This is a genomic window from Cellulosimicrobium arenosum, assembly GCF_014837295.1.
Classification (GTDB): domain Bacteria; phylum Actinomycetota; class Actinomycetes; order Actinomycetales; family Cellulomonadaceae; genus Cellulosimicrobium; species Cellulosimicrobium arenosum.
Genome location: NZ_JACYHB010000016.1, coordinates 24,511 through 38,479, shown reverse-complemented (window position 1 = coordinate 38,479; position 13,969 = coordinate 24,511). Strand labels below are relative to the sequence as shown.

The 13,969-nt window shown below is 69.9% G+C and carries 22 protein-coding genes; 21 read left to right on the top strand and 1 reads right to left on the bottom strand.

Features of this window, described 5'->3' with window-relative positions:
- Positions 1-250 precede the first annotated feature (250 nt).
- The 20 genes from rplN (at position 251) to IF651_RS15720 (ending at position 12,179) form a co-directional block, all read left to right on the top strand.
- Positions 251-619 (top strand): 50S ribosomal protein L14, encoded by a 369-nt coding sequence (gene rplN, locus IF651_RS15815; RefSeq protein WP_191830096.1) that lies wholly within the window; start codon positions 251-253, stop codon positions 617-619.
- A gap of 2 nt (positions 620-621) precedes the next feature.
- The gene (rplX, locus tag IF651_RS15810) at positions 622-963 is read left to right on the top strand and encodes a 50S ribosomal protein L24 (RefSeq protein ID WP_191612729.1); all 342 of its coding nucleotides are present in this window, start codon (positions 622-624) and stop codon (positions 961-963) included.
- Complete coding sequence (rplE, locus tag IF651_RS15805) at positions 963-1,532, top strand: 50S ribosomal protein L5 (protein WP_191830095.1); 570 nt, start codon at positions 963-965, stop codon at positions 1,530-1,532. The genes rplX and rplE overlap by 1 nt, the downstream gene beginning before the upstream one ends.
- A gap of 1 nt (position 1,533) precedes the next feature.
- A complete protein-coding gene (locus IF651_RS15800) occupies positions 1,534-1,719 on the top strand; it encodes a type Z 30S ribosomal protein S14 (RefSeq protein WP_191830094.1) in 186 nt (61 codons plus the stop codon).
- Positions 1,720-1,801: 82 nt separating this feature from the next.
- Positions 1,802-2,200 (top strand): 30S ribosomal protein S8, encoded by a 399-nt coding sequence (gene rpsH, locus IF651_RS15795; protein WP_191830093.1) that lies wholly within the window; start codon positions 1,802-1,804, stop codon positions 2,198-2,200.
- Positions 2,201-2,219: 19 nt separating this feature from the next.
- Entirely contained in the window at positions 2,220-2,756 is a 537-nt protein-coding gene (gene rplF, locus IF651_RS15790) for a 50S ribosomal protein L6 (protein ID WP_191830092.1), read from the top strand.
- Between the two features lie 2 nt (positions 2,757-2,758).
- A complete protein-coding gene (gene rplR, locus IF651_RS15785; RefSeq protein WP_191830091.1) occupies positions 2,759-3,130 on the top strand; it encodes a 50S ribosomal protein L18 in 372 nt (123 codons plus the stop codon).
- 52 nt (positions 3,131-3,182) lie between these two features.
- A complete protein-coding gene (gene rpsE / locus IF651_RS15780; RefSeq protein ID WP_191830090.1) occupies positions 3,183-3,839 on the top strand; it encodes a 30S ribosomal protein S5 in 657 nt (218 codons plus the stop codon).
- The gene (gene rpmD / locus IF651_RS15775; RefSeq protein ID WP_191830089.1) at positions 3,839-4,021 is read left to right on the top strand and encodes a 50S ribosomal protein L30; all 183 of its coding nucleotides are present in this window, start codon (positions 3,839-3,841) and stop codon (positions 4,019-4,021) included. Before rpsE ends, rpmD begins: the two co-directional genes overlap by 1 nt.
- A gap of 2 nt (positions 4,022-4,023) precedes the next feature.
- Positions 4,024-4,599, top strand: a complete 576-nt coding sequence (rplO, locus tag IF651_RS15770; protein WP_191830088.1) for a 50S ribosomal protein L15 — start codon at positions 4,024-4,026, stop codon at positions 4,597-4,599.
- A gap of 279 nt (positions 4,600-4,878) precedes the next feature.
- Positions 4,879-6,174 carry a preprotein translocase subunit SecY gene (secY, locus tag IF651_RS15765; RefSeq protein WP_191830087.1) on the top strand — a complete coding sequence of 432 codons (1,296 nt, stop codon included), beginning with the start codon at positions 4,879-4,881 and terminating at the stop codon, positions 6,172-6,174.
- Positions 6,171-6,752: an adenylate kinase gene (locus IF651_RS15760; protein ID WP_277818666.1), complete on the top strand. Its 582-nt coding sequence runs from the start codon at positions 6,171-6,173 to the stop codon at positions 6,750-6,752. The genes secY and IF651_RS15760 overlap by 4 nt, the downstream gene beginning before the upstream one ends.
- 37 nt (positions 6,753-6,789) lie before the next feature.
- The gene (gene map / locus IF651_RS15755; RefSeq protein ID WP_191830086.1) at positions 6,790-7,629 is read left to right on the top strand and encodes a type I methionyl aminopeptidase; all 840 of its coding nucleotides are present in this window, start codon (positions 6,790-6,792) and stop codon (positions 7,627-7,629) included.
- Positions 7,630-7,894: 265 nt separating this feature from the next.
- Positions 7,895-8,116 carry a translation initiation factor IF-1 gene (gene infA / locus IF651_RS15750; protein ID WP_012867920.1) on the top strand — a complete coding sequence of 74 codons (222 nt, stop codon included), beginning with the start codon at positions 7,895-7,897 and terminating at the stop codon, positions 8,114-8,116.
- Between the two features lie 99 nt (positions 8,117-8,215).
- Complete coding sequence (rpmJ, locus tag IF651_RS15745) at positions 8,216-8,329, top strand: 50S ribosomal protein L36 (protein WP_003956441.1); 114 nt, start codon at positions 8,216-8,218, stop codon at positions 8,327-8,329.
- Between the two features lie 224 nt (positions 8,330-8,553).
- A complete protein-coding gene (gene rpsM, locus IF651_RS15740; RefSeq protein WP_191830085.1) occupies positions 8,554-8,928 on the top strand; it encodes a 30S ribosomal protein S13 in 375 nt (124 codons plus the stop codon).
- Positions 8,929-9,033: 105 nt separating this feature from the next.
- Positions 9,034-9,435: a 30S ribosomal protein S11 gene (gene rpsK / locus IF651_RS15735; RefSeq protein ID WP_191830084.1), complete on the top strand. Its 402-nt coding sequence runs from the start codon at positions 9,034-9,036 to the stop codon at positions 9,433-9,435.
- 179 nt (positions 9,436-9,614) lie between these two features.
- Positions 9,615-10,634, top strand: a complete 1,020-nt coding sequence (locus IF651_RS15730; RefSeq protein WP_191830083.1) for a DNA-directed RNA polymerase subunit alpha — start codon at positions 9,615-9,617, stop codon at positions 10,632-10,634.
- A gap of 84 nt (positions 10,635-10,718) precedes the next feature.
- Entirely contained in the window at positions 10,719-11,255 is a 537-nt protein-coding gene (gene rplQ, locus IF651_RS15725; protein WP_191830082.1) for a 50S ribosomal protein L17, read from the top strand.
- Positions 11,256-11,378: 123 nt separating this feature from the next.
- On the top strand, positions 11,379-12,179 hold the full coding sequence (locus tag IF651_RS15720) for an alpha/beta fold hydrolase (protein WP_191830081.1): 801 nt from the start codon (positions 11,379-11,381) through the stop codon (positions 12,177-12,179).
- An 11-nt stretch (positions 12,180-12,190) separates the two neighbouring features.
- Here the strand turns inward: IF651_RS15720 and IF651_RS15715 are convergent, their stop codons facing one another.
- Positions 12,191-12,949: an ROK family protein gene (locus IF651_RS15715; RefSeq protein WP_191830080.1), complete on the bottom strand. Its 759-nt coding sequence runs from the start codon at positions 12,947-12,949 to the stop codon at positions 12,191-12,193.
- Between the two features lie 89 nt (positions 12,950-13,038).
- On the opposite strand from IF651_RS15715, the gene truA reads away from it, so the two are divergent.
- Positions 13,039-13,965 carry a tRNA pseudouridine(38-40) synthase TruA gene (gene truA / locus IF651_RS15710; protein WP_338404007.1) on the top strand — a complete coding sequence of 309 codons (927 nt, stop codon included), beginning with the start codon at positions 13,039-13,041 and terminating at the stop codon, positions 13,963-13,965.
- The last annotated feature ends 4 nt before the right edge of the window (positions 13,966-13,969 follow it).

Genomic DNA, 13,969 nt, shown 5'->3' with positions numbered 1-13,969 from the left:
GGGGGCCTACCCCCGAGCGGCCCATGCCCCCCCCGCCCACCGCCGGGCGGCCGGGGGGGGGGCGGGCCCCCGGCCCCCCCCCCACGACCGTCTCGTGCCGCACCGCGGTGCGGCAACCAGTGAGGACAGGGCGAGACGGGACCACCGTCTCTCCTGGCCGGTTCACCCGCGAGGGACCCGGCACTGACAGCTATCCGTTCGGCAAGGCTCGCAGCACGCGAGAACCGGCTCGACGACAGGAGTTCATTACATGATCCAGCAGGAGTCGCGACTTCGTGTCGCCGACAACACGGGTGCGAAGGAGATTCTCTGCATCCGTGTTCTCGGTGGCTCGGGCCGTCGCTACGCCGGAATCGGCGACACCATCGTCGCTACCGTCAAGGACGCGATCCCGGGCGGCAACGTCAAGAAGGGCGACGTCGTCAAGGCGGTCGTCGTCCGTACCGCCAAGGAGCGCCGTCGTCCGGACGGTTCTTACATCAAGTTCGACGAGAACGCCGCGGTGATCCTCAAGAACGACGGTGAGCCGCGCGGCACCCGCATCTTCGGCCCCGTGGGTCGCGAGCTGCGGGACAAGCGGTTCATGAAGATCATCTCGTTGGCTCCGGAGGTGATCTGAACATGGCGAAGATCAAGAAGGGCGACCTCGTGGTCGTCATCGCCGGCAAGGACAAGGGCAAGCAGGGGCGCGTCCTCGAGGTGCTCAAGGACAGCGACCGGCTCGTCGTCGAGGGCGTCCAGCGCGTCACGAAGCACACCAAGGTCGGCCAGTCGCAGCGCGGCACCCGGACCGGTGGCATCGAGACCGTCGAGGCGCCGATCCACGTCAGCAACGTGATGGTCGTCGACCCGGAGACCAAGAAGGGCACCCGCGTCGGGTACCGCACCGAAGAGGTCGAGCGTGACGGCCGCAAGCGCACCGTTCGGGTGCGGGTCGCCAAGCGCTCCGGTAAGGACATCTGATGAGCACTGAGATCGCAGCCCCCGAGGTCCCGCGCCTCAAGCAGCGCTACCGCGACGACATCGTCGCCGGCCTGCGCGAGGAGTTCGGGCACGAGAACGTCAACCAGGTCGCGCGCGTCACGAAGATCGTCGTGAACATGGGCGTCGGCGACGCGGCGAAGGACTCCAAGCTCATCGAGGGCGCCATTCGCGACCTGTCCGCGATCACCGGTCAGAAGCCTCAGGTGACGCGCGCCCGCAAGTCCATCGCGCAGTTCAAGCTGCGCGAGGGCATGCCGATCGGTGCCCACGTCACGCTGCGGGGCGACCGCATGTGGGAGTTCCTCGACCGCCTGCTGTCGATCGCGCTGCCGCGCATCCGCGACTTCCGCGGACTGTCGCCCAAGCAGTTCGACGGCCACGGCAACTACACGTTCGGTCTGACGGAGCAGTCGATGTTCCACGAGATCGACCAGGACAAGATCGACCGGGTCCGCGGTATGGACATCACCCTGGTGACGACCGCCACCACCGATGCTGAGGGACGCTCCCTGCTGCGCCGTCTCGGCTTCCCCTTCAAGGAGAACTGACATGGCGAAGAAGGCCCTAGTCAACAAGGCGGCCGCCAAGCCCAAGTTCGCGGTCCGCTCGTACACGCGGTGCCAGAAGTGCGGTCGTCCGCGCTCGGTGTACCGCAAGTTCGGCCTGTGCCGCATCTGCGTGCGCGACATGGCCCACCGTGGTGAGCTTCCCGGCGTCACCAAGAGCAGCTGGTAACAACTACGTCGCAGGTCCGGTCGGGTGGGACGCCGCACGGCGCCACCGACCGGATACCCCGGCGAGGAAGGGCTAGAGCCCAATGACGATGACCGACCCGATCGCAGACATGCTCACGCGTCTGCGAAACGCGAACTCGGCTTACCACGAGTCGGTGACCATGCCGTACTCGAAGCTGAAGCAGCACATTGCTGAGATCCTCCAGGCCGAGGGCTACATCACCGGCTGGAGCGTCGAGGACGCACGTGTGGGGAAGAACCTCACGCTCGACCTCAAGTTCGGCCCGAACCGCGAGCGCAGCCTTGTCGGCGTGCGCCGCGTGTCGAAGCCCGGCCTGCGCGTGTACGCGAAGTCCACCAACCTGCCCAAGGTGCTCGGCGGCCTCGGCGTGGCGATCCTGTCCACGTCTTCAGGTCTGCTCACCGACAAGCAGGCTTCCACGAAGGGCGTGGGCGGAGAAGTCCTCGCCTACGTCTGGTAATCGGAAAGGAGATACGCCAATGTCTCGAATCGGCAAGATCCCCGTTCCGGTCCCGGCCGGCGTGGACGTCACGATCAGCGGTGCACTGGTGACCGTGAAGGGCCCCAAGGGTTCTCTCGAGCACAACGTCGCCGCCCCCATCCAGGTCGCCCAGGACGACGGCACCCTCGTGGTGTCGCGCCCGGACGACGAGCGCGAGTCGCGTGCCCTGCACGGCCTGACCCGCACCCTGCTGGCGAACCTCGTCCAGGGCGTCACCGAGGGCTACGTCAAGAAGCTCGAGATCGTCGGTACCGGGTACCGCGTGACCGCCAAGGGCTCGGACCTCGAGTTCGCCCTCGGCTTCAGCCACCCGGTCGTCGTGGCGCCCCCCGCGGGCATCACGTTCGCGGTCGAGAGCCCCACGAAGTTCTCGGTCGCCGGCATCGACAAGCAGCAGGTCGGCGAGGTCGCGGCGAACATCCGCAAGATCCGCAAGCCCGAGCCGTACAAGGGCAAGGGTGTGCGTTACGCCGGCGAGGTCGTCCGCCGCAAGGTCGGAAAGGCTGGTAAGTAACCATGGCTCTCAAGGTTCTCGGCAAGGGCAAGGCCGTCTCGCGACAGCGTCGGCACCTTCGCCTGCGGAAGAAGATCAAGGGAACGCCCGCGCGTCCGCGTCTCGTGGTCACGCGATCCTCCCGTCACCTCACGGCACAGGTCGTGGACGACACGATCGGTCAGACCCTGGCGTCGGCCTCGACGCTCGAGGCGGACCTGCGTGCCTCGGACGGCGACAAGTCCGCCAAGGCGCGCAAGGTCGGCGAGCTCGTGGCTGCCCGTGCGAAGGAGGCCGGCGTGGACTCGGTCGTCTTCGACCGTGGCGGCAACAAGTACCACGGCCGTGTGGCCGCGGTTGCCGACGGTGCCCGCGAGGGCGGTCTGGCCCTGTGATGGACAACGTGATCAGCGCCGCATCGTCGGTACGACAGCAAAGGATTCTCTGATGGCTGCAGGGCAGCGCAGCACCACCGGCGCCCCCACGGGCGGCGCCGCCAACGAGTCGGGCGGTCAGAACGCTCGCGGGGGTCGCGACAACCGTCGCGACGGCCGCCGCGACGGCCGTCGCGGCGACGCCGCCGACAAGAACGCCTTCCTCGAGCGCGTCGTCACCATCAACCGCGTCTCCAAGGTCGTCAAGGGCGGCCGTCGCTTCAGCTTCACCGCGCTCGTCGTGGTGGGGGACGGCGACGGCACGGTCGGTGTCGGCTACGGCAAGGCGAAGGAGGTGCCCTCGGCGATCGCCAAGGGTGTCGAGGAGGCCAAGAAGAACTTCTTCAAGGTCCCCCGCATCCAGGGCACCATCCCGCACACGATCCAGGGTGAGGCCGCTGCTGGCGTCGTCTTCCTGCGCCCGGCGTCGCCGGGTACCGGCGTCATCGCCGGTGGTCCGGTGCGTGCCGTGCTGGAGTGCGCCGGCATCCACGACGTGCTGAGCAAGTCGCTCGGTTCGTCGAACGCGATCAACATCGTGCACGCGACCGTCGAGGCACTGCGCAACCTGGAGCAGCCTGAGGCTGTTGCCGCGCGTCGTGGCCTCCCGCTCGAGGACGTCGCTCCGGCGGCGCTCCTGCGTGCACAGGCTGCGGGGGTGAAGTCCTGATGACTCGCCTGAAGGTGACCCAGAAGAAGTCCGCCATCGGCGGCAAGCAGAACCAGCGTGACACGCTGCGCTCTCTGGGCCTCAAGCGGATCGGCGACACCGCCGTGAAGGAGGACCGCCCGGAGATTCGTGGCATGGTCGCGACGGTGGCGCATCTCGTCGCCGTTGAGGAGGTCGAGTGACCATGGCTGAGAAGGCCACGAAGGAGACCGCTGAGGCTCCGAAGAAGAAGACGCCTGCCAAGACGTCGACCAAGGCTGCGGCGAAGGCTCCGGCCAAGACCGAGGCCGCTCCCGCGCAGACGGATCAGGGCGCCGGCGGCACCCTGAAGATGCACCACCTGCGGCCGGCTCCCGGCGCCAAGAAGGCCAAGACCCGTGTGGGCCGTGGCGAGGCGTCGAAGGGCAAGACGGCAGGACGTGGGACCAAGGGCACGAAGGCCCGCTACCAGGTCGCCGCCGGATTCGAGGGCGGGCAGATGCCGCTGCACATGCGGTTGCCCAAGCTCCGGGGCTTCAAGAACCCGTTCCGCACCGAGTACCAGGTCGTGAACCTGGACAAGCTCGCGTCGCTGTACCCCGACGGTGGCTCTGTCACCGTCCAGGACCTCGTCGCGAAGGGCGCGGTCCGCAAGGGCCAGCCCGTCAAGGTGCTCGGCGCGGGGGAGATCACCGTCAAGCTCGAGGTCGCGGTCGACGCGCTCTCGGGCTCGGCACGCGAGAAGATCCTCGCGGCCGGCGGATCGGTCTCGCAGGACTGACCTGACGACAGGGCCGACGGCGCACGCCGTCGGCCCTGTCGCTTGCCGGGACCGGCTCGGTCCCAGCCCGTGGTCCCGACCGCCGTCGGGGCCCGGATAGACTTCCGGTCGGTCCGTCGTCCGCCTCGCGGACGGGGGTCGACCGTTCTGGTCGGTGGACGCCGACTTGCCGTATGACGCGGCGCACGGGCTAAGGTGCCTCTTGGCGCCGTGCCGTGCGTCACACTCGCCGGGCCTCCCGGCGACACGAGAACCCGCCTCGGCGGGCCAGGAGGATAGGTGCTCAGCGCATTCGCCCGGGCTTTCCGGACGCCCGACCTGCGGCGCAAGCTGCTGTTCACGCTCGCGATCATGGTGATCTTCCGTGTGGGGTCGTTCATCCCGACGCCGGGCGTGGACTACACGAACGTGCAGATCTGCACCGAGCAGGTCGCCGACGACAACCTGCTCGGTCTCGTGAACCTCTTCAGCGGTGGAGCACTCCTGCAGCTGTCGGTGTTCGCGCTCGGGATCATGCCGTACATCACCGCGAGCATCATCGTGCAGCTCCTGCGCGTCGTGATCCCACGGTTCGAGGCCCTGCACAAGGAGGGCCAGTCCGGTCAGGCGAAGCTGACGCAGTACACGCGCTACCTGACCATCGCGCTGGCGATCCTGCAGTCCACGACGGTCATCACCACCGCGCGCAACGGTCTGCTGTTCCAGGGCTGTGACGCAGACGTCATCCCGGACGCGAACTTCGTGACCCTCGCCCTGATGGTCGTGACCATGACCGCGGGCACGGGCCTCATCATGTGGCTCGGCGAGCTCATCACGGAGCGCGGCGTCGGGAACGGCATGTCGCTCCTGATCTTCACGTCGATCGCCGCGAGCTTCCCGGCCGCGCTCTGGTCGATCGTGGGCGGGACCAACGGGGCGTTCAACTTCATCGTCATGATCGCCGTGATCGTCCTGGTCATCGGCCTGGTCGTGTACGTCGAGCAGTCGCAGCGTCGCATCCCCGTCCAGTACGCCAAGCGCATGGTGGGACGTCGGATGTACGGCGGCTCGAGCACCTACATCCCGATCAAGATCAACATGGCCGGGGTCATCCCGGTGATCTTCGCGGCCTCGCTCCTCGCCGTCCCGGGGCTCATCGCCCAGTTCGGCGACCAGAGCGCCGACTGGGTCCTGTGGATCAGTGCGAACCTCGTGCCCCAGGACGCGCCGCTGCACATCGCGATCTACGTGCTGCTCATCGTCTTCTTCGCCTTCTTTTACACCTCGATCACGTTCAACCCGGACGAGGTCGCGGACAACATGAAGAAGTACGGCGGCTTCATCCCCGGGATCCGTGCCGGGCGTCCGACGGCGGAGTACCTCGACTACGTCATCACGCGCATCACGTCGGCGGGCTCGATCTACCTCGCGCTCGTCGCGCTGCTGCCGACGCTCGTGCTCATCGGACTGGGTGTGACCACGAACATCCCGTTCGGCGGTTCGTCGATCCTCATCATCGTCGGCGTGGGCCTGGAGACGGTCAAGCAGATCGACTCCCAGCTGCAGCAGCGTCACTACGAAGGGTTCCTCCGTTGAGCAACGCCACACCCGCGCGCCTGGTGATCATGGGACCCCAGGGCGCAGGCAAGGGGACGCAGGCGGCTCTCCTGGCCGAGCGGCTCGCGATCCCCGCGATCTCCACCGGTGACATCTTCCGGGAGAACATCAAGGGTGGGACGGAGCTCGGTCGGCTCGCGCAGGAGTACACGGCGAAGGGTGAGCTCGTCCCCGACTCCGTGACGAACGCGATGGTCCGGGACCGGCTCGCCCAGGACGACGCCACGGTGGGATTCATCCTCGACGGCTACCCCCGCAACGCGGCGCAGGTCGTCGAGCTCGACGGGATCCTCGGCGACCTCGGCCAGTCTCTGGACGCCGTGGTCGAGCTGACCGCGGAGCGTGACGAGCTCTTGGCCCGTCTCGCGAAGCGCGCCGAGCTGGAGGGGCGGGAGGACGACACCGAGGAGACCATCGCGCGCCGGCTCGACATCTATGCCGAGCAGACGGCACCGTTGACGTCGGCGTACGCCGACCGCGGGCTGCTTCGTCGCGCCGACGGGATCGGCGAGATCGGTGTCGTGAGCGACCGCATCGCTGCGGCGCTCGGCGTCTGAACGTCCTGACGACGGCGACGACCGGATGAGGTGGCCGATGTTCGGCCGGGAACGGATCGAGTACAAGTCGACAGCAGACGTCCGGGCGATGCGTCGGTCGGGCCTCGTGGTCCGGCGCTGCCTGGACACCGTCCGGGACGCCGCCCGCCCCGGGATGACGACCTCGGACCTCGACGAGCTCGCGGTCGCGGTCATCGCCGATGCCGGCGCTGTCGCCTCGTTCCTCGGCTACGAGGGTTTCCCCGCGTCGTCGTGCGTGTCCGTCAACGACGAGGTCGTGCACGGCATCCCCGGAGCACGAGAGCTCGAGCGGGGAGACCTGGTCTCGGTGGACTGCGGCGCCATCATCGACGGCTGGCACGCGGACGCGGCGTTGTCCTTCGTCGTCGGTGAGCCAGACCCGGTGGACGAGGCGCTGGTCGAGGCCACGCGCCGAGCCATGTGGGACGGGATCGCCGCGCTCGCCGGCGCCACCCGTCTGGGCGAGGTCGGCGCGGCGATCGAGGCGACGGTCCGTGGTCGCGCGCTGACGGACGGCGCGGCCTACGGGATCGTCGAGGAGTACGTGGGTCACGGCATCGGCACCACGATGCACCAGGCGCCGGACGTGCTCAACTACGCTGCCCGGGAGCGTGGCCCGCGCGTCCGGCCAGGGATGTGTCTGGCGATCGAGCCGATGGTGACCCTCGGGGAGCGTTTCACCCAGGTGTGCGAGGACGGGTGGACGGTCGTCACCGACGACGGCGGCAGGGCCGCGCACTGGGAGCACACCGTCGCCGTCCTCGACGACGGGCTGTGGGTCCTGACGGAGGCCGACGGGGGCGCGGTGGAGCTCGGTGCGCGCGGGATAGCGGTGGCCGCGCTCGACCAGGGCTGACCGAAGGTCCGGGATCGCACGGTTTCCCTTTGCTTGGCCGATGCCGTAGGATGTTCCGTTGGGTGTCGTCCGTGTGCGACGTCCGCCACCACAACCACCTCAGCCACCTTGGCGAGTGCCGATGCAAGCAGTCGCGTGCTCCAGGGGTCGCGTGTCGTGGGCGCCGGGTGGCGGCCGGACCGCACGGCTTCACGCACGAACCCTTGTGGACGGACCGATGGTCCGTGCGCGAGATCAGCAGTTCAGACGAGAGTTAGCGGAGGACATGGCAAAGAAGGACGGTGTCATCGAGATCGAGGGCAGCGTGGTCGAGGCACTGCCGAACGCGATGTTCCGCGTGGAGCTGGCCAACGGGCACAAGGTTCTCGCGCACATCTCGGGCAAGATGCGCCAGCACTACATCCGCATCCTCCCGGAGGACCGGGTCGTGGTGGAGCTGAGCCCGTACGACCTGTCCCGCGGCCGGATCGTCTACCGCTACAAGTAGTCGTCACGCGTCCACCACTCACCACAGCCATCGCTGCCGGGCCGCCGGGTACACCCCGTCGGTCGCGCACGGCGGCGGAGCACCACTGAGGGAACACTGATGAAGGTCAAGCCCAGCGTCAAGAAGATCTGCGACAAGTGCAAGGTGATCCGCCGGCACGGTCGCGTCATGGTGATCTGCGACAACCTGCGGCACAAGCAGCGCCAGGGCTGACCCTGCGCCTGCGCCACGGGTGACGGTCCTGACGGACCGGATCACCAGGGTCGTCCGCCTGCCGGCGGTCACCCTCAGCGCACCACCACGAACCCGCGCCCCGCATCGCTCACCGCGATGTCCGACGGCGAGGGGGAACCCCCGGCCCGGAGGCCGGGGCCCGCGGTCTCGCGGGAGGGCGGTGCGGCAGACCTCCGGACGAAGTACGAGGAGCCGACAGGCACATGGCACGTCTCATCGGCGTCGACCTCCCCCGCGACAAGCGGCTCGAGGTTGCGCTCACCTACATCTACGGCGTCGGTCGTACCCGCTCCCAGCAGACGCTGGCAGCGACGGGCATCAGCCCGGACGCGCGCGTGAAGGACCTCGGCGACGCCGAGCTCGTCGCGCTGCGCGACTACCTCGAGGGCAACTACCAGCTCGAAGGTGACCTCCGCCGTGAGGTGGCCGCCGACATCCGCCGCAAGGTCGAGATCGGCACCTACCAGGGCCTGCGTCACCGCCGCGGCCTTCCCGTGCGCGGACAGCGCACGAAGACCAACGCGCGTACGCGCAAGGGACCGAAGCGCACCGTGGCCGGCAAGAAGAAGGCCCGCTAAGCAGCAGTCCGCAGGGCGGGCCCCGACCGCACGACGCCCCACGCGTCGTCGGGCGGCCGGTGATCCCCGCGGTCCGACCACCTCAGACCAGGAGAGAAGAAGCAGATGCCTCCCAAGACTCGCGCAACCTCGCGCAAGCCTCGCCGCAAGGACAAGAAGAACGTCCCCGTCGGCCAGGCGCACATCAAGAGCACGTTCAACAACACGATCGTCTCGATCACCGACCCGTCGGGCGCCGTGATCTCGTGGGCCTCCGCCGGCCACGTGGGCTTCAAGGGTTCGCGGAAGTCGACGCCGTTCGCCGCGCAGCTCGCGGCCGAGTCGGCCGCGCGCCGTGCCCAGGAGCACGGCGTGAAGAAGGTCGACGTCTTCGTCAAGGGTCCCGGCTCCGGCCGTGAGACCGCGATCCGCTCCCTCCAGGCCACGGGCCTCGAGGTCGGCTCGATCCAGGACGTGACGCCGCAGGCGCACAACGGCTGCCGTCCGCCGAAGCGCCGCCGCGTCTGACGTCCGTGCCGACCGAGGACCCGGCTGTGCCGGGCCCTCGGTCACCAGCACCCTGTCGTCCTGACGACACCTTCCTGGCCGGGTAGACAGGATCCCGGCCGGGACGGCGCGCCGACGGCGCGCCTCGCCCTGAACCGTGCAGCGTCATATGGCGGACGCTCACCGAAAGGAAACCACCAGTGCTGATCGCACAGCGCCCCACCTTGACCGAAGAGGTCATCTCGGAGAACCGTTCGCGCTTCTCCATCGAGCCGCTGGAGCCCGGCTTCGGCTACACGCTCGGCAACTCGCTGCGTCGCACGCTGCTCTCGTCCATCCCGGGCGCGGCGGTCACCTCCATCCGGATCGACGGTGTGCTCCACGAGTTCACCACGGTCCCGGGGGTGAAGGAGGACGTCACCGAGATCATCCTCAACATCAAGAACCTCGTCGTCTCGTCGGAGAACGACGAGCCGGTCGTGATGTACCTGCGCAAGGCGGGCTCCGGTGCGGCGACCGCGGCGGACATCGTGCCGCCGGCGGGCGTGGAGGTCCACAACCCGGACCTGCACATCGCCACGCTCAACGACAAGGGCAAGCTCGAGATCGAGCTGACGGTGGAGCGCGGGCGCGGCTACGTGTCCGCGTCGCAGAACAAGTCCTACGAGGCCGAGATCGGACGCATCCCGATCGACTCGATCTACTCGCCCGTCCTCAAGGTGACCTACAAGGTCGAGGCGACGCGAGTCGAGCAGCGCACGGACTTCGACAAGCTCGTCGTCGACGTCGAGGCCAAGCCGGCGATCACCCCCCGTGACGCCCTGGCGTCCGCTGGCAAGACGCTCGTCGAGCTGTTCGGCCTGGCCCGTGAGCTCAACGTCGAGGCCGAGGGCATCGAGATCGGGCCGTCGCCGACGGACGCGGCTCTCGCCGCGGACCTGGCACTGCCGATCGAGGAGCTCAACCTCACGATCCGCTCGTACAACTGCCTCAAGCGCGAGGGCATCCACCAGGTGGGGGAGCTCGTGGCACGCAGCGAGGCGGACCTGCTCGACATCCGGAACTTCGGCGCGAAGTCCATCAACGAGGTGAAGGAGAAGCTCGCAGAGCTCGGCCTGTCCCTCAAGGACTCCCCGCTGGACTTCGACCCGTCCGCCGCGTCGTACTACGAGGACGAGGGCGGCGACGCCACCTTCTCGGACACGGAGCAGCAGTACTGAGTCTGCGCCAGTCGGCGACGCCCTCACCTTCAGCGCGCCCGGGACAGTCCCCGGGTCGCGATCACTTCCCAAGGAGCACATCCCATGCCTACCCCCAACAAGGGCCCGCGGCTCGGCGGTGGCCCGGCTCACGAGCGTCTGATCCTCGCGAACCTGTCCACGCAGCTCTTCGAGCACGGCCGCATCACGACGACCGAGACCAAGGCGAAGCGCCTGCGTCCGGTGGCCGAGCGTCTCATCACGTTCGCCAAGCGCGGGGACCTGCACGCGCGCCGCCGCGTGCTGCGCGTGGTGCGCGACAAGTCCGTCGTCCACACGCTGTTCACCGAGATCGCCCCGCAGATGACGGAGCGCGACGGCGGCTACACCCGCATCACGAAGGTCGGGACGCGCAAGGGTGACAACGCGCCCCTCGCCGTGATCGAGCTGGTCACCGAGCCGGTGAGCCCCAAGCAGGCCGTCGTCCGCGAGGCGGAGAAGGCTGCCGAGAGGTCGAGCAAGAAGACGCCGGCGAAGAAGAGCGCCAAGGTCGAGGACGCCCCGGCCGAGGACGCCAAGGTCGAGGACGCCCCCGTCACCGACGCCGCCGACGAGAAGTCTGCGGAGTCGAAGGACGCCTGAGCACCCTTCCTCTCTCGACGGGCCCGGAACCTCGCGGTTCCGGGCCCGTCGTCGTCTCCTGACGTCTCCTGACCGGGCCCGCCGGGAGACGCACGGAACCGCGTGGGCGCCTAGGGTCGAGAGATGCAGTCGGCGAGAGGCACGAGGTCCGTCCCGCCCGTGGTGCTGGTCCACGGCTCCCGGACGTCACGGACGATGTGGCGGGCTCAGGTGGCGGCACTGGGCAGGGCCGGCGTCGAGACGCTCGCGGTGGACCTGCCGGGGCACGGCACTCGCCGGGGGGAGCCGTTCACGCTCGACGGAGCGGTGGACGCGGTCGTCCGGGGGATCGACGAGGTGGGTGGCAGCGCGGTCGTCGTCGGGCTGTCTCTGGGCGGGTACGTGGGGATCGAGGTGCGCGCGCGCCATCCCGAGCGGGTGCTCGCCCTCGTCGCCGCCTCCTGCTGCACGCTCCCACGTACTCCCTTGCGCAGGGCCTGGCTCGTCGCGGCGCGCCGCATCGAGCGGATGCGGGACGGCGGTGCAGCTCTCAACCAGGCGCTGGTCGACCGGACCCTGTCCGGGCCTGCTGCGACGGACCTGGCCGCGGGCGGCTTCGCGCTCGACGTCATGAGCGCGATCCTGGCGGAGGTCGGTCGGTGCGACCCGCTGACGGCGCTGGCGTCATCGGGCTCGCCCGTCTGGGTGGTCAACGGGCGCTGGGACCACTTCCGCCTCGCCGAACGCGCGTACGTCGCGGCGGCCGCGCGCGGCGGGGCGCCCGCGCGACTGGTCGTGCTCCCGGGAGCGCGTCACCTGGTGAGCCTGGACGCGCCCGTCGCCTTCACCCGGGTGGTGCTGGCGGCGGTGGACGACGTCGCGTCGTCCGGCGAGCGCCACGGTTCCTCGGCGGCCGGTGCCGTCGCGGTGGCGGACGGCCGCTGAGCCCGACGGGCTCACGCGGGCGGCAGGTCCCACGCGCGCGCACCGCCCACGAGCGCGGCGGAGTTGGGGACGACGACGACGTCGTCTCCCAGCCGCTCGAGCGCAGCGGGGCTGATCCGGCGCGAGTTCCCGCCGCCCAGGTAGAGCCGGTCCCACCAGAACACGGCGCGCAGCCCGTCGACGACGGTGAGCACCCGGCGGGACCACAGGGCGCTCCCGAGCCGTCGGCGCTCCGGCTCGCCGACGTACTCGTCGTACGTCGTGCCGCGGCGCACCGGTGCGCGCGACCACTCGAGGTGCGGAGCGAGCCGTCCGCCGTGGAAGAGCGCGGAACCGAGGCCCGTCCCGAGGGTGAGCACGAGCTCGAGACCGGACGCCGCGACCACCCCGGCGCCGTGCACCTCGGCGTCGTTGAGCACCAGGGCGGGTACACCGAGCCGCTGCGTCACCGCAGCCTGCACGTCGAAGCTCGACCAGGCCGCGACGAGTGCCGGGTCCACCCGGGTGCGCGGCCCGGCGCGCGTCACGTAGTGCGGCGTGTGGACCACGACGCCGCTGCGGATCATGCCCGGCATGCCGACGGTGACCCGGTCGGCCGACGGGAGGCTGCCGGCGAGGACGGCGACCGTCTCGACGAGCAGCTCCGGGGGGAGCGGGTAGGGCGTGGGGACGCGGACGGCGGCGGCGTGGGCCGTGCCGGAGGTGTCCAGCACGTTCGCCTTGATGCCACCTCCGCCGCAGTCGACGGAGAGCGTGCGGACCTCGCCCATGCTCCGCAGCGTAGGCAGTGCGCGGTGCCCGTGCAGCGCGAGGACGAGGACGTCCGTGCTCCGGCCGCGCGTTGGCTACGGTGGTGCGTGTGACGACCGACCTCTCTCCGGGCGTGCCCGACGACGTCGTGCGTGTCCGTCTCGACCTGGCCTACCAGGGCACGCACTTCGCCGGCTGGGCCCGGCAGCCGGGTCTGCGGACCGTGGAGGGCGCGCTGGCCGACGGGCTCGCCACCCTCCTGCGCGCCGACGCCCCGCGGCTCACGGTCGCGGGACGGACCGACTCGGGTGTGCACGCACGCGGTCAGGTGGTGCACGTGGACCTGACCGCGGAGCAGTGGACCGCCTTGCCGGGACGGTCCGACCGGGCGCCGGGGGACGCGCTCGTCAGCAGGCTGGGTGGGGTGCTCCCCGGCGACGTGGTCGTGCAGCGGGCGACGCGGGCGCCGACAGGTTTCGATGCCCGGTTCTCGGCGCTCCACCGCGCCTACACGTACCGGGTGGTCGACCGGCACGCGCTGCGCGATCCGCTGCGGCGCGAGTGGGTGCTGTGGAACAGGCGCCCCGTGGACGTCGCGGCGATGGACGACGCCGTCCGGCCGCTGCTCGGCGTCCGGGACTTCGCGGCCTTCTGCAAGCCGCGGCCCGGTGCGACGACGATCCGCGAGCTGCAGGCCATGTCGTGGACGAGGCCGGCGAGCGGTCCGGACGCCGGCCTCGTCGTCGCGCACGTCCGCGCGGACGCGTTCTGCCACAACATGGTCCGCTCTCTCGTGGGAGCGTCGCTCGCCGTGGGGGAGGGGCGGCGCGACGTCGCCTGGCCTGCCGCGCTGCTCGCGAGCCGACGCCGGGACGGCGCTGCCGGCGTCGTCCCGGCGCACGGGCTCGTGCTGGAGGAGGTGACCTACCCGCCCGACGGTGACCTCGCCACGCGCGCCGAGCGCGTACGCGCGGTACGCAACGAGGAGGACGTCTGCGACGACTCCCCGCCCTCGGGGACCAGCGTGGGCTGCTGACCCG